At 69.8% G+C, this 12266-nt stretch carries 19 protein-coding genes; 12 read left to right on the top strand and 7 right to left on the bottom strand.

The features are described 5' to 3' along the window. Nucleotides 1–20: 20 nt before the first annotated feature. Entirely contained in the window at nucleotides 21–488 is a 468-nt protein-coding gene (locus ACIGHB_RS14435) for an RDD family protein (RefSeq protein ID WP_360321262.1), read from the bottom strand. Nucleotides 489–710: 222 nt separating this feature from the next. Between ACIGHB_RS14435 and glnA the strand changes: the two genes are divergently transcribed. Continuing rightward, the gene (gene glnA, locus ACIGHB_RS14430; protein WP_360321259.1) at nucleotides 711–2132 is read left to right on the top strand and encodes a type I glutamate--ammonia ligase; all 1422 of its coding nucleotides are present in this window, start codon (nucleotides 711–713) and stop codon (nucleotides 2130–2132) included. Between the two features lie 30 nt (nucleotides 2133–2162). Here glnA and xerC read toward each other — a convergent pair whose 3' ends face one another. Further along, on the bottom strand, nucleotides 2163–3245 hold the full coding sequence (gene xerC / locus ACIGHB_RS14425) for a tyrosine recombinase XerC (protein WP_399913000.1): 1083 nt from the start codon (nucleotides 3243–3245) through the stop codon (nucleotides 2163–2165). A 4-nt stretch (nucleotides 3246–3249) separates the two neighbouring features. Continuing rightward, nucleotides 3250–3744: a helix-turn-helix domain-containing protein gene (locus ACIGHB_RS14420; RefSeq protein ID WP_399912997.1), complete on the bottom strand. Its 495-nt coding sequence runs from the start codon at nucleotides 3742–3744 to the stop codon at nucleotides 3250–3252. A 107-nt stretch (nucleotides 3745–3851) separates the two neighbouring features. On the opposite strand from ACIGHB_RS14420, the gene ACIGHB_RS14415 reads away from it, so the two are divergent. The 10 genes from ACIGHB_RS14415 to ACIGHB_RS14370 all read left to right on the top strand — a co-directional run bounded on the left by ACIGHB_RS14415 (nucleotide 3852) and on the right by ACIGHB_RS14370 (nucleotide 10025). Then, complete coding sequence (locus tag ACIGHB_RS14415; protein WP_399912995.1) at nucleotides 3852–4049, top strand: helix-turn-helix transcriptional regulator; 198 nt, start codon at nucleotides 3852–3854, stop codon at nucleotides 4047–4049. Between the two features lie 118 nt (nucleotides 4050–4167). Further along, nucleotides 4168–4656 (top strand): hypothetical protein, encoded by a 489-nt coding sequence (locus tag ACIGHB_RS14410; RefSeq protein WP_399912993.1) that lies wholly within the window; start codon nucleotides 4168–4170, stop codon nucleotides 4654–4656. Next, nucleotides 4653–5162 (top strand): hypothetical protein, encoded by a 510-nt coding sequence (locus ACIGHB_RS14405; protein ID WP_399912990.1) that lies wholly within the window; start codon nucleotides 4653–4655, stop codon nucleotides 5160–5162. The genes ACIGHB_RS14410 and ACIGHB_RS14405 overlap by 4 nt, the downstream gene beginning before the upstream one ends. Continuing rightward, nucleotides 5159–6529 (top strand): AAA family ATPase, encoded by a 1371-nt coding sequence (locus ACIGHB_RS14400; RefSeq protein WP_399912987.1) that lies wholly within the window; start codon nucleotides 5159–5161, stop codon nucleotides 6527–6529. Before ACIGHB_RS14405 ends, ACIGHB_RS14400 begins: the two co-directional genes overlap by 4 nt. A gap of 18 nt (nucleotides 6530–6547) precedes the next feature. Further along, on the top strand, nucleotides 6548–6817 hold the full coding sequence (locus tag ACIGHB_RS14395; RefSeq protein WP_399912984.1) for a hypothetical protein: 270 nt from the start codon (nucleotides 6548–6550) through the stop codon (nucleotides 6815–6817). 1 nt (nucleotide 6818) lies between these two features. Further along, on the top strand, nucleotides 6819–7475 hold the full coding sequence (locus tag ACIGHB_RS14390; RefSeq protein ID WP_399912981.1) for a hypothetical protein: 657 nt from the start codon (nucleotides 6819–6821) through the stop codon (nucleotides 7473–7475). 285 nt (nucleotides 7476–7760) lie between these two features. Continuing rightward, nucleotides 7761–8501, top strand: coding sequence for a DUF6879 family protein (locus ACIGHB_RS14385; RefSeq protein ID WP_399912978.1), 741 nt, complete (start codon nucleotides 7761–7763; stop codon nucleotides 8499–8501). Beyond that, on the top strand, nucleotides 8498–9340 hold the full coding sequence (locus ACIGHB_RS14380) for a helix-turn-helix domain-containing protein (protein ID WP_399912976.1): 843 nt from the start codon (nucleotides 8498–8500) through the stop codon (nucleotides 9338–9340). Before ACIGHB_RS14385 ends, ACIGHB_RS14380 begins: the two co-directional genes overlap by 4 nt. 278 nt (nucleotides 9341–9618) lie before the next feature. Further along, nucleotides 9619–9852, top strand: a complete 234-nt coding sequence (locus ACIGHB_RS14375; RefSeq protein ID WP_399912973.1) for a hypothetical protein — start codon at nucleotides 9619–9621, stop codon at nucleotides 9850–9852. Beyond that, the gene (locus ACIGHB_RS14370; protein WP_399912970.1) at nucleotides 9849–10025 is read left to right on the top strand and encodes a hypothetical protein; all 177 of its coding nucleotides are present in this window, start codon (nucleotides 9849–9851) and stop codon (nucleotides 10023–10025) included. The genes ACIGHB_RS14375 and ACIGHB_RS14370 overlap by 4 nt, the downstream gene beginning before the upstream one ends. Before the next feature lie 96 nt (nucleotides 10026–10121). Here the strand turns inward: ACIGHB_RS14370 and ACIGHB_RS14365 are convergent, their stop codons facing one another. From ACIGHB_RS14365 to ACIGHB_RS14350, 4 genes are all read right to left on the bottom strand, one after another. After that, nucleotides 10122–10367 (bottom strand): hypothetical protein, encoded by a 246-nt coding sequence (locus ACIGHB_RS14365; protein WP_399912967.1) that lies wholly within the window; start codon nucleotides 10365–10367, stop codon nucleotides 10122–10124. After that, the gene (locus tag ACIGHB_RS14360; RefSeq protein ID WP_399912964.1) at nucleotides 10364–10729 is read right to left on the bottom strand and encodes a DUF6907 domain-containing protein; all 366 of its coding nucleotides are present in this window, start codon (nucleotides 10727–10729) and stop codon (nucleotides 10364–10366) included. The genes ACIGHB_RS14365 and ACIGHB_RS14360 overlap by 4 nt, the downstream gene beginning before the upstream one ends. After that, nucleotides 10726–11127 carry a hypothetical protein gene (locus ACIGHB_RS14355; RefSeq protein ID WP_399912961.1) on the bottom strand — a complete coding sequence of 134 codons (402 nt, stop codon included), beginning with the start codon at nucleotides 11125–11127 and terminating at the stop codon, nucleotides 10726–10728. Before ACIGHB_RS14355 ends, ACIGHB_RS14360 begins: the two co-directional genes overlap by 4 nt. Nucleotides 11128–11480: 353 nt before the next feature. Further along, nucleotides 11481–11756 carry a hypothetical protein gene (locus ACIGHB_RS14350; RefSeq protein WP_360321256.1) on the bottom strand — a complete coding sequence of 92 codons (276 nt, stop codon included), beginning with the start codon at nucleotides 11754–11756 and terminating at the stop codon, nucleotides 11481–11483. 123 nt (nucleotides 11757–11879) lie between these two features. On the opposite strand from ACIGHB_RS14350, the gene ACIGHB_RS14345 reads away from it, so the two are divergent. Continuing rightward, complete coding sequence (locus tag ACIGHB_RS14345) at nucleotides 11880–12242, top strand: arsenate reductase family protein (RefSeq protein ID WP_360321253.1); 363 nt, start codon at nucleotides 11880–11882, stop codon at nucleotides 12240–12242. Nucleotides 12243–12266: the final 24 nt, after the last annotated feature.

The following is a 12266-nucleotide window of genomic DNA, read 5'->3' as shown; positions in this document are numbered from 1 at the left end:
CGTCCGGTGGGCGGCGCGGGTCAGACGCGCACCTGGACGGCGCCCGAGAGGCGGTCGTGCAGGCCGCGGCCGTCCCGGTCCCAGATCAGGGCGGGGATTGCCAGGCAGGTGAGGGCCGCGCGGAGCACCGCGCGCGGCAGGGTGAGCCGCCCGCCGCGGACCGAGACGGCCCGCAGACGGAAGAGGAGCTTGCCCGGGGTGGCGCCGACGGTGCCGACGGTCAGGGCGTTCAGGACGAACAGGATGAGCAGGGCCCAGTTGGCGGTCGCCTGGTTGTAGCCGTCGGTGAGGAGACCGTATGCGATCAGCAGGCACAGGCCCCAGTCCACAGCGAGCGCCCCGAGCCGCGCCCCGGGACGGGCGATCGAGCCCGGCCCCTCCTCGGGCAGGCCCAGCTGCTTGCCCCGGTGGCCGAAGTCCACGCCTGCTTGCTCCGCCGCGGCGCGGGGGCCGGAGAGCCACGATCCGAGTGCTTGCCTGTTGTCCACCCGACCACCGTACTGCGCCCGTTTTCGATCACTTCGGTCCGGGTGCGCATGGGGCGCGACACGGAGGGCCGCCACCCGCCCCGGTTAACTTCCACGAAACAAATGGGTCATGCTTGAGAAATCCCGACTGCCTAGGGTCGGGTCCGAGCGTGCGCCACCGCACTGGCCGCATCACCGAGCTGCAACCCCGCCCCTCCCCGGGCCGGGAGTAGGAGGAGTTGGATGTCCAAGCAGGGGTTCCAGAACGCCGAAGAGGTCGCGAAGTTCATCAAGGACGAGGACGTCAAGATGGTCGACGTCCGCTTCTGCGACCTTCCCGGCGTGATGCAGCACTTCTCGATCCCGGCGACGGCCTTCGACCCGTCCGAGGAGCTGGCCTTCGACGGCTCGTCGATCCGCGGCTTCCAGGCCATCCACGAGTCCGACATGTCGCTGCGCGCCGACCTCTCGACGGCCCGCCTGGACCCGTTCCGCCGCGACAAGACGCTCAACATCAACTTCTTCATCCACGACCCGATCACGGGCGAGCAGTACAGCCGTGACCCGCGGAACATCGCGAAGAAGGCCGAGGCGTACCTGGCCTCCACCGGCATCGCGGACACCGCGTACTTCGGCCCCGAGGCCGAGTTCTACGTCTTCGACTCGGTCCGCTTCGAGACCTCGGCGAACCAGGGCTTCTACCACATCGACTCCGAGGCCGGCGCCTGGAACACCGGTGCGGAGGAGAACAACCGCGGTTACAAGGTCCGCTACAAGGGCGGCTACTTCCCGGCCCCGCCGGTCGACCACTTCGCCGACCTGCGCGCCGAGATGTCCCTGGAGCTGGAGAAGGTCGGCCTCCAGGTCGAGCGCCAGCACCACGAGGTGGGCACCGCCGGCCAGGCCGAGATCAACTACAAGTTCAACACGCTGCTCGCCGCGGCCGACGACCTGATGCTGTTCAAGTACATCATCAAGAACGTCGCATGGCGGAACGGCAAGACCGCGACCTTCATGCCGAAGCCGATCTTCGGCGACAACGGCTCGGGCATGCACGTCCACCAGTCGCTGTGGGCCAACGGCGACCCGCTGTTCTACGACGAGGCCGGCTACGCGGGCCTCTCGGACACCGCCCGCTACTACATCGGCGGCATCCTCAAGCACGCCCCGTCGCTGCTCGCCTTCACCAACCCGACGGTGAACTCCTACCACCGTCTGGTGCCGGGCTTCGAGGCGCCGGTCAACATGGTCTACTCGCAGCGCAACCGCTCCGCCGCCATGCGCATCCCGATCACGGGCTCGAACCCGAAGGCCAAGCGCGTCGAGTTCCGCGCGCCGGACCCGTCCTCGAACCCGTACCTCGCCTTCTCCGCCCTGCTCCTCGCGGGCCTCGACGGCGTCAAGAACAAGATCGAGCCCATGGAGCCGATCGACAAGGACCTGTACGAGCTCGCCCCCGAGGAGCACGCGAGCGTCCCGCAGGTCCCGACCAACCTGGAGGCCGTGCTCAAGGCCCTGGAGGAGGACAACGAGTACCTCCAGGCCGGCGGCGTCTTCACCTCCGACCTGATCGAGACCTGGATCGACTACAAGCGCACCAACGAGATCGCCCCGATCCAGCTCCGCCCGCACCCGCACGAGTTCGAGCTCTACTACGACCTCTAAGCCGTACCCACCCTGTGAGCTGGGGGTTCGTCACTCCGATGCACCCCCAGTCCGCACAGAGTCCGCAAGATTTTCGATCTTGCCGCTCATGACGCGCTCGACAGCGGTCCGCGTCGACTCGTCAGAGTCGGGCCACAGGTGCCCATAGGTGTCCAGCGTCGTCTTCGCCGAAGCGTGGCGGAGACGGTGCTGGACCACTTTCACGTCCGCGCCCGACGCGATCAGCAGCGACGCGTAGAAGTGCCTCAGGTCGTGGAACCGGAACCCGGCCGGCAGGCCCTCGACCTTGCCGCGGATACGCCGCATCTCCCGGTCAATCTGCCACGGGCCGATCTGCACGCCGTTCTCGTCGACGAGCAGGTGCGAGCGGTCCGCGCACAGCGGCTTCAACGCCGAGACGAGACTGTCCGGGATCGGCACCGTCTCGCCGCTCATCTCCGTCTTCAACGGCACCGCCGGGTACTGCACCGCCGGCGTGATCGTTCGGCCGTCGAGGTCGACATCCTCCGGCCGTAGTCCGCACGCCTCGGCGACACGCAGCCCGACGAACGCGCCGAGCAGCAGAGCGGGCCGGTACTTCTCCTCAGCCTGCCCGTACAGGGCCCACAGTTGCGCCTCGGTCGCCACGTACGCCCGCTGCTTCCCCGCCCCCGGCGACGTACGGCGCGAGCACGGGTTCGCCGGCACCTTCTTGTCGAGGACGGCATCGCGCATGACCTGGGAGAGACGCGAGTGCAGCGCGAACAGGTACGACGCCGACAGCCCTTCCTTCCGCAGCCGCGCAAGCCAGTTCCGGACCGCGCTCGGCTGCACCGCAACCAACGGCAGCGGGCCGAACTCCTGCCGGATCCGCGCAAGGTGCACCTTTGCCTGGCGGACGCTCGACTCCCGGCGTGAGCCGTAGCCCTCGATCCATGTGTCGCACCACTCGTCGACGGTGACCTTCCGGTCCTTCGGGTCGACGTACTGACCGGTGACGATGCTCGCGGTCTCCTCGTCGAGCCAGCGCTGAGCGTCGACCTTCCGGTCGAAGTGCCGCGCGTGCTCACGGCCGGCGGCGTCCCGGTACCGGGCCCGCCATTTACCGTTGGGGCGCTTCTTGATGCTCGCCACGCCTCTATTCCCCCTCGGCTACCGTTCCGAGACCGGACTGCTTCGCCCACTCGATGGCTGCGCGTTGCCCTTCAGGCGAGGTTGTATCGAAGCTCACCCACTCACGTTCCGGCGCCTGTGCCGTGAAGTCCCGATGCGGCCCGTTGCCGAGAGAGGCCGTACCCCGGACCCACGAACGAGCATCGGCCACCTTGGCCACCTTTGGCTTACTTCCTGCGGTGATCTGGTACTCCGCCTCATCGTCATCGATAGGGAGTAGCAGATGCACCGGGGCGACGTTGAGCACGGTTCCGAGGGCTAGCAACTCGTCCACCGTGACGTTCTGGCGCTTACCACTCTCAAGGCTGGACACCGTGAAGCGGTCCCAGCGGATCCCCCTTTCAGACAACAGCTCCCCCAACCGCGCAGCGGTATAGCCGCGGCTGCGCCTGATCTCCCTCACGCGCTTCGCGATGACGGCGACGGGGGCCAGTGGAGCCCCTGCTTCAGTAGGTGACATGAATCCACCTTAGCGAGCGGTTGCACTAACAGGCAACCGCCGGGCATACTCGGCCGCAGTAGCGAATTCACCCAACTAGAGGTGAATTCAATTCACCTGGAGGGTTCATGGTTCCCCGCCCCCTCGCCGGCCTCTCCGAGATCTCCGAGTACACCGGCCTGCCCGAGAAGTCCATCTACCACCAGGTCCACGCCGGGACCGGTGTCGGTGCCCTCGCGTTCAAGGTCGGTCGCTACCTGAAGTGGGACTGGGATGACGTCGAGAAGTGGGTCACGGCCCAGAAGTCACACGCGACCGCTGCATGAAACAGCCCCCAGCTGGACGGCAATCCGGCTGAGGGCCACAACGTCCGCCACATGACGAGAGCCCGGGTCGCCTACCAAGCAAGTCCCGGGCCCCTCGTCTCCTTCGAAGGAGAACGTCTTGAACCAGCGTAAGGCCATAGTCAGCTCGGCCGCCAGCCCGGCTTCCGGCCAGCGTTGCGGGTACTGCAAGCAGCCGGCGCTCAACCGCCAGACCACCACCACCGGCCACACCTACTGGCTCTGCGACGACTGCGCCAAGGCATCGGTGCTCACCCGGAGCCGGCACACCGCCCGAATCGAGCAGACCCCCCTCGACGAGGGCGTGAAGTTCGTCTACCGCAAGGACGGCGACACCCTTCACGTCGGGTACGACCCGGCGAAGATCGGCGCGCTCGACGTCCGCCTGGCGCTCGGCATGGTCGCCGACTACACCGAGGGCGAGAAGGTCGACAAGCTCCGCGAGCTCGGCCGCAACGCCGAGGACAACTTCGTCCGCGAGATCTTCACCATCCTCCTCGACCAGATCGACGTGCACGGCGACGTGACGGCCGTCCTCACCTGCGCGGAGAAGTTGTTCCGCCAGGTCATGACCGAGGCGGGCGAGTGACCACCCGCCCGCAGGATCGCCTCCGCCTGGTCGACACCGGGCGGGGGCGCCCCCTGCGAGCCGTACCCGAGGGCATCACCCCCGGCGACGTCACGGCGCTCCGCGCGGAGACGCAGGTGGCCGCCCTCGGCGTCGACACGTGGCCGGCCTACGGCAGTGCCGAGTGGTTGCAGCTCAACCCCAAGGACCCGCGGTGCTACGCGGCCACCCTGGAGGCCGCCGAACTGCACCGTCGCGCGAAGGCCGAACAGCACCGGCTCGACTGGCTCATGGACAACGACCCCGAGGCTTGGTGGCGGGAGATCACCGCAGACGCCAACGCGCACGCCGCCACCCTCGGCCGCTCCCTCGCAGCCCGCCGGACCGCCGAAGAGCGACGGGTCGCCGCCGACCGGGCCAGCAACCGCCAGCCCCATCAGCTCCGCGCAACCCGGGGATGGCCGCCCATCCGCATCCCCGGGCAGCCCGGCCGCTACCTCGTCTTCGGCCAGGAGGCCACCGCGTGACCACCTCGTACAACCCCGAGACCCTGCCGCCCGCCAGCATCCTGGCGGCAGGGCTCTCGGGCCTCCCCGAAACAGGTTCACAGGGTTCAGAGGGCGTGGACTGGTCCGACCTCGACACCCCCGCGGCACCCCGCCGCACGCTCCGCCTCACCCGCGCATCAGACATCGAGCCCGAACCCGTCGTGTGGGCGTGGCTCGACGACGGCGAGGGCCGCGTACCCGCCGGCGCTCTGTCCGTCGCCGCCGGCCGCGAGGGCACCGGCAAGTCGTCGTTCGGCATGTGGATGGCCGCACACATCACCCGCGGCACCCTGCCCGGCAACTTCCACGGCAAGCCCCGGGCCGTCTTCTACGTGGCCGTCGAGGACTCGTGGAAGCAGACGATCGTTCCCCGCCTCATCGGCGCCGGCGCCGACCTCGATCTCGTCTACCGGGTCGAGGCCGTCGAGGCCGAGTACGGCGAGACCACGCTCAGCCTTCCGCAGGACAACTCCCTGATGGAGGCCGCCATCAAGGAACACGGCGTGGCGCTGGTCGTCCTCGACCCGCTCATGTCGTGCATCGGCAAGGGCATCGACACCCACCGCGAACGCGACGTGCGCACCGCCCTCGACCCGCTCGCCCGCATGGCCGACCGAACCGGCGCCGTCCTTCTCGGCATCGCCCACTTCGGCAAGGGCGCGGGCACCGACCCCGCCTCGCTCATCACCGGATCCGGCGCGTTCAAGAACGTGCCCCGGGCCGTGTTCGGGTTCGCCCGCGATGACGACAACGACTGCCGCGTCATGACGCAGGCGAAGAACAGCCTGGGCCGCTCCGACCTCCCGTCGCTCGCCTACAACATCGAGTCCGCCGAGGTCCCCACGAAGAAGGGCCCGGCGCACGTCGGCCGGTTCGTCTTCCTCGGCCAGTCCACCCGCAGCGTGCAGGACATCCTCGCCCAGGGCAGCGAACCCGACCGCGGCGAGCGCGACGAGGCCGTCGCCTGGCTCGTCGACTACATGCGGGACAACGGCGGCGAGGCGTCCGCGGGGGACGTCATCAAGGCCGCCGAGAAGGACGGCTTCGCCAAGCACACCATCCAGCGCGCCCGCACCAAGGCCGGCGTCACCTCCCAGAAATCCGGCTTCGGCAAGGGATGGGTCTGGGCACTCAACGTGACTGACGGCACCGAAGACGACCCGAAGATGACGAAGATGACGCCCGTACCGAGCTCGGTTTCTTCGTCTCCTTCGTCATCTTCGCCGTCACCTTCCCCCAGTCAGTCACTGCCCGTGACACCCGGACCGTCCCTCTGCACGGTCTGTCGGACGCCCCTCGACCCCGTACACGCCGCTACCGGCGAGACGACACACCCCAACTGCTGACACACGAAGGAGCCCACCATGTCCACCGCCCCCCGATTCCGCCGAGAGCGCCCCGTCCAGCAGTACGGCACCGCCGACCTCAAGCACATGACCCCCGAGGAGATCGCGGCCGCCGCCGACGCCGGCCACCTCGACGCCCTCACCGACGGCCGCGACCCCGACGCCACCGTCGACCACCGCAACGGCTGCGCCAAGCCCGACGTCCAGCGCGAAGCCACCAGCAGCATCCGCCTCGGCGACGCCGTCGCCTACCACTGCCTCACCTGCGGCGCCCGTAAGGAGATCTGACATGGCAACCCGAGTCCCCTGGCCCGTCAAGTCCGACCACACCCACGCAACCTTCCCGGCCATGCAGTACATCCCCGAAGAAGCACGGCCCGCGCTCGACGCCTTCCTCGACATGCGCGTCAAACTGTCCGACGCCGAGGAGGCCATGCACACCGCAGCCCGCGCCCTGGCCACGGCCAACGACGCCGAGCAGAAGGGACTCCTCACCCACCTGCGCGCCGGCGGCACCGCCGAGACCTACGAACGTCCCGACACCCAGGCCAAGCAGGAAGCCCTCACCCATGCCAGGCAGGAGGCCCACGCCTACAAGCAGCTGATCGGCGAGGAGTACCTGACCGCCATGCGCGCCCTGAGCAAGGCCGCCCCCCAGGGTGCCGCCCAGGCCAGCGAGGAACTGGAGACCACACACAAGGCATACGTCGACGCCATCGAGGAGGCCGCGACGGCACGACGCAACTACCTGCGAGCCGTCGGCCTGCGCTTCTTCTGGTCCCACCTCAGCGCCGAAGGGAACGCCATAGCGGGCGTTGGCGAGCTCGACGCCATCGTGCTCAAGACCGGCCCCATCACTCGCATCGACGACGGCACGTTCAGCGCCATGCGCAACGACGCCAAGGCTCACACCCGCATGGACGACACCGGCACCAACAGCTGGTGAACCGACCGGGCCCGCCGCGCACCTCCTGGCGCGGCGGGCCCTCGCATGTTCACACACAGTCGCGACCGCCCAGGGGGGCACCCCCACCCGCCTAGGGGACGGACGACGCGGGGGAGGGCGCGAGGGGGTCAGGCGGGTTCAAAGGGTTCCCGGCTGTCACGGATCGTGACGAAGCACCCTGATGTGCTGTCGATGCCATCCCAGCAATCCCGCGCAATTTGCTCTCACGGCGCCGCACGACCGCGCATCCTGGTGCCTCAACCACCAGATACGGGAGGCCCGGACATGCCGCTCAGGTTCCTCGGCACCACCAGCGATGATGGCGACTGCCCCACCCTGTACGAGGTCGAGGCCACGGGCGACATCCTCGTACAGGGCGACCGCGTCACCGATCCCGCCCAGCTCGCTCGGCTCCGTGACGTCAAGGAGTCCGAGACGTTCGTGACCGTCCCGCGCGAGCTCCTGACCCGCTTCGCTCCGCGCGCCGAGGCCCGCGAGATGGTGCCGTTCTCCGAGATCCGTGACCTGTTCGCCGATTTCAAGCACACCGCCTGGCGCCTGGAGACCCGCCGCGGCTACGCCACCGACCGCAACAGTCCGAAGTGGGAGCGGTGGAAGGCCGGCGCCGACATCGCCGCCGAGCCGGTCGACGCCTGGCGGGAGAACGTCCAGCGGCAGACCGCCGCCGGGAAGCGGTTCGGGCGGGTCCGCCTGGTCGACGAGCCCCTGGCTGAGGGCCAGGCGTACCTCCTCGCGTCCGGCCTCGGCAACGTCGCGGCGGGCGAGGACATCCGCAACCTCACCCGCGGCCAGGCCCATCGGCTCGGGCTGCCGGACTACGACTTCTGGCTGTTCGACTCCCGGCTCGTGGCCCGCTTCGTCTTCGACGAGGACGACACCACCCTCGGCGTCATCCTGTCCGAGGACCCGGCCGAGGTTGCCGCCGCCTGCCAGGCCCGCGACGCCGCATGGCACCACGCCATCCCGACCGCCCAGTACGCGGAACGGGTACGTTCCTCGGCGTGAGCACGGACTTTCAGGCCGGCCGCGAGGCGCTCGGAGCCCGCCTGCGCGAGCTGCGCGCCGACACCGGCCTGAACGGCAAGGACTTCGCCGCGCTCCTGTCTTGGCCCGCGTCGAAGGTGTCCCGCCTCCAGAACGGCAAGCAGACCCCGAGCGTCGCCGACCTGGAGGCGTGGGCCGCCGCCGCAGGGCGCCCCGAGGCCCTGGCCGAGCTGAAGGGCCGCCTTTCGGGTCTGGAGACCACCTACCGGTCCTGGCGCCGCCAGCTGGCCGCCGGCCACCGCCCCCGCCAGGAACAGGGCATCGCCGAGACCGCCGCCACCAGCCGCATCCGGGGCGTCGAGGTCGTCCGGATCCCCGGCCTGTTCCAGACTCCGGAGTACGCCCGGTACGTCTTCGAGCAGAACGCCGAGTTCCGGCAGACGCCCCGGGACGTCGAGGCCGCCGTACGGGCCCGGATCCGGCGTCAGGAAGCGCTCTACGACCCCGACAAGCGGTTCGAGTTCCTGATCTACGAGCCCGCCCTGCACGCCCGCACGAGCCCTGCCCCCGTGCACGCCGCCCAACTCGACCGGCTCGTGGGCGTGATCGGCCTCGATACCGTAAAGCTCGGCATCATCCCTCTCGGCGCCCGTCTGCGCCGCGCTCCCTCGCACGGGTTCTGGATCTACGATCGGCGGCTCGTCATCGTCGAGACCATCAACACCGAGATGTGGCTGGAGGACGAGACGTCCGTCGAGCTCTACGAACGGTCGTGGGAGTGGCTGACCGAGTCCGCTGTCTACGGCGAGCAGGCACAGCGCCTCATCGGCCGCGTACGGGCCGCCCTCACCGCCTCCTGAACAATCCCGCGCACCCGCCTCCGCGCCGTGCGCAATCCGGCGCAATCGCCCCCTCGCCCTGCAATTGCAGGTCCTACCGTCCCTCCCATGGCGACGCGAACCCGCAGGCCACGGGCCTGCAACTACTGTCTGGACCCCGGCGCCGACGCGTGCGTACGGGTGCAGCCTCTCGCTCACGGCGGAGCCCACGTCTTCGCCCACCGCGGCTGTGCCGCAGCCAGGGGCGTGCGGACGCTGTACGTGTTCGTTGACCAGGACGCCCGAGTGGGTGAGGTCGCATGACGACGATCCTGCGGCACGTCCTGTGGCGGGTTCTGCCGGACCCCGCGCGCCGGCCTCCCGCCCGGTACGTGCAGTGCCGGGAGTGCGAGGAGAAGTCGCCCGTGACCCCGGTGCAGGCGGAGAGCGACCTGTGGGCAATGACGCACAGCGGGCGCACCGGACACACCCTCTACCGCGAGTTCGCGGCAACCGACCTGATCACCAAGCGCGTTCGAGGAGGCTCGTCATGAGCTACGCGTACGGCCCGACCTACTGCGACCGCTGCGCCCAGCCGATCGTCGGCCGCGTGAAGACGATCCCTCGGTTCTCCGACTCCGGCGCCCGGCCGGACGCCACGGTGCACGCCGACCCACTCGCCTGCGGTCGGCCGGCCACGCGTATCCCCGAGGCCGCGCGCCGCTGAACCCCTGTCCGCGGGTGTCGCCGATCGGCCGCGGGCAGCAGACGGCCCCCGAGAGCGTTCATGCGTCCGCTCTCGGGGGCCTTTCCCTGTCCGACGTCAGTCAGTCGGCGTCGGACGGGTGTCGTACGGCGGCGAGGTGAGCCGCATTCGGGAGGGGGCGACCCCCTCGGGGTAGACGCCCTGGGTCCACAGGTCGCGGTAGCCGTGGGCGAGGAACCCGACCGCGAGCCGGACGGCGTCGGACGCCGTCATACCGGTCCGCATCAGGGCGGCGAGGTCGTCGGACAGGGCCGTGTCGACGCGGACGGACATGCGCTTGCCGGCCTTCGGCGGGGTGCTCACTGGCCGGCCTCCTCGTCGGCGATGCGGGCGAGCTGGTCGGCGAGCTGCCGCAGGTGCATGGCGTGCACGGTGAGCGTGGCCGCCAGGCGCCGGACGCCGTCCGCGTCGAGGGTGGCGGCCCAGCCGGTCTGCTCGACGTACAGGCCCGTGCGGCGCCGCTCGGGGTCCGTGGCGTGCGGGTCCCAGGCGAGCATGGCGACGAGGAGGTCGTCGCTGCCGAACGCGAGCCGGTGCTCGGCCCCGGTGTGGGTGAGGTCGACACGGTGGCACGGGGTGTGGTCGGCGTGTCCGGTGCACCACTCCGGCTCGACGAGACGAACCGTCTCGTGGTCGATGGTGGTGAGGTCGATGTGGCGAGTCACAGGGTCACCCCCTGCGCGGCGAGGCGGAGCTGTACGGCGTACTCGCCGCGGGTCTGTCCGGTGACGGCCGGCAGCAGGGGGAGGATGGCGTGCTCGGCGTCCTCGGCGTCCTCGGTCGGGCCGTGGACCTCCTCGGCGACGACGAGGGCCTGAGCCAGGACGAGGGCCTGCGTGACGGGCTTGGTGGGGTGCTTGGCGTCGAGCCTGTCGGCGATGCCGAGCAGCAACTCGGCCGCGCCGGGCTGTGCGGTCCAGGTCTGACCGAAGGCGTTGGCGTGGTCGTCGGCATGGCCGGCGGGCTGGACGCAGGGGATGCGGTTGATGCCGATCGCGGGCCCGCGCTCCCATCCAGGGCGGCGGGCGCCGCACAGCGCGGCGGACGGTACGGTCTTGCTCATGGTCTGGACTCCTTGATCAGGAAGGGTTCGGATCAAGGCGCCGTTCGGTGGTAGGACACCGGGCGGCGCCGCTGCGTCGGCACCATGAGGGGGTGCCCGGGCAGCGGTCCGCAGACAGTCCGCAGGACAGTGAAAAACGCTGGGAAACAGTCGGCACTGACGGGTAGGGAAACCGCAGGTCAACGGGGGTGTGGCAGACGTTTCCGCAGGTCGCCGCGATGGCTGATTAGTTCGAGCTCTACTACGACCTCTAAACCGCGAGGGCGCACCAGACGCACCGCTGAGGGCCGCCGGCCCCGGAACCTTCCGGGACGGCGGCCCTCGCCGTCGTCAGGCCGTCACCGCGCCGGCCGTCAGCGGTTCTGGCGGATGAAGGTGCGGACCAGGCGGCAGGTCGTGTCCGAGGGCGGGTGGATGCCGACGCGCTCGGCCGCCGTGCGTATCGTCGCGTTCGTGGCCTTCGACGGGACGTAGACGCCGGCGTCGAGGAGGGCGATCGCGAGGCGCATGGCCTTGAGGCGGCGGTTGTGGGAGATGTACCACTCGCGCGGGCGGCCGGCCGGGAGCGGCTTCTTCAGGAGCGGCGTGAAGGGTTCGATGGACGGCCTGCGGATCACGGCTGTTGCCATGGGCTACCTCCTGGCGAACGGTGGCGGGGGCCCTCCCCGGGGCCCTTGCCTTCAGCTCTCATTTTAGTGGCTGCCACTGACAATCGGCCCTGGTAGGACGGGGTTCGGGGGTAGTTTGGGGGCATGGAGATCTGGATCAATCCCGCCTGTTCCAAGTGCCGCGGCGCCCTCACCCTGCTCGACGCGGAGGGGGCCGACTACACCGTCCGCAAGTACCTGGAGGACGTGCCCTCCGCGGAGGAGATCCGGGGCGTTCTGGAGCGGCTGGGTCTGGAGCCGTGGGACATCACACGGACCGGCGAGGCCGTCGCCAAGGAGCTCGGGGTGAAGGAGTGGGGGCGGACGCCGGAGGACCGGGAGCGGTGGATCGAGGCCCTGTCCGCGCACCCGAAGCTGATCCAGCGCCCGATCATCACCGCCGACGACGGCACGGCCGTCGTCGGGCGCTCGGAGGAGGCCGTGCGGGACGCGCTCGGGCGGGGCTAGCGGAGCCCTAGGGGCCGGGGCATG

It is taken from the genome of Streptomyces sp. NPDC085460 (assembly GCF_044541975.1).
Taxonomy (GTDB): domain Bacteria; phylum Actinomycetota; class Actinomycetes; order Streptomycetales; family Streptomycetaceae; genus Streptomyces.
Note: the sequence above shows the minus strand (reverse complement) of the source record. Positions and strands in the feature narration are given on the sequence as shown.

What these genes read in the sequence shown, in the direction of transcription:
- glnA (WP_360321259.1), top strand. Translation starts at nt 711, where the DNA reads ATGTCCAAGCAGGGGTTCCAGAACGCCGAAGAGGTCGCGAAGTTCATC.
- ACIGHB_RS14420 (WP_399912997.1), bottom strand. Translation starts at nt 3,744, where the DNA reads ATGTCACCTACTGAAGCAGGGGCTCCACTGGCCCCCGTCGCCGTCATC.
- ACIGHB_RS14415 (WP_399912995.1), top strand. Translation starts at nt 3,852, where the DNA reads ATGGTTCCCCGCCCCCTCGCCGGCCTCTCCGAGATCTCCGAGTACACC.
- ACIGHB_RS14395 (WP_399912984.1), top strand. Translation starts at nt 6,548, where the DNA reads ATGTCCACCGCCCCCCGATTCCGCCGAGAGCGCCCCGTCCAGCAGTAC.
- ACIGHB_RS14390 (WP_399912981.1), top strand. Translation starts at nt 6,819, where the DNA reads ATGGCAACCCGAGTCCCCTGGCCCGTCAAGTCCGACCACACCCACGCA.
- ACIGHB_RS14385 (WP_399912978.1), top strand. Translation starts at nt 7,761, where the DNA reads ATGCCGCTCAGGTTCCTCGGCACCACCAGCGATGATGGCGACTGCCCC.
- ACIGHB_RS14375 (WP_399912973.1), top strand. Translation starts at nt 9,619, where the DNA reads ATGACGACGATCCTGCGGCACGTCCTGTGGCGGGTTCTGCCGGACCCC.
- ACIGHB_RS14370 (WP_399912970.1), top strand. Translation starts at nt 9,849, where the DNA reads ATGAGCTACGCGTACGGCCCGACCTACTGCGACCGCTGCGCCCAGCCG.
- ACIGHB_RS14355 (WP_399912961.1), bottom strand. Translation starts at nt 11,127, where the DNA reads ATGAGCAAGACCGTACCGTCCGCCGCGCTGTGCGGCGCCCGCCGCCCT.
- ACIGHB_RS14350 (WP_360321256.1), bottom strand. Translation starts at nt 11,756, where the DNA reads ATGGCAACAGCCGTGATCCGCAGGCCGTCCATCGAACCCTTCACGCCG.
- ACIGHB_RS14345 (WP_360321253.1), top strand. Translation starts at nt 11,880, where the DNA reads ATGGAGATCTGGATCAATCCCGCCTGTTCCAAGTGCCGCGGCGCCCTC.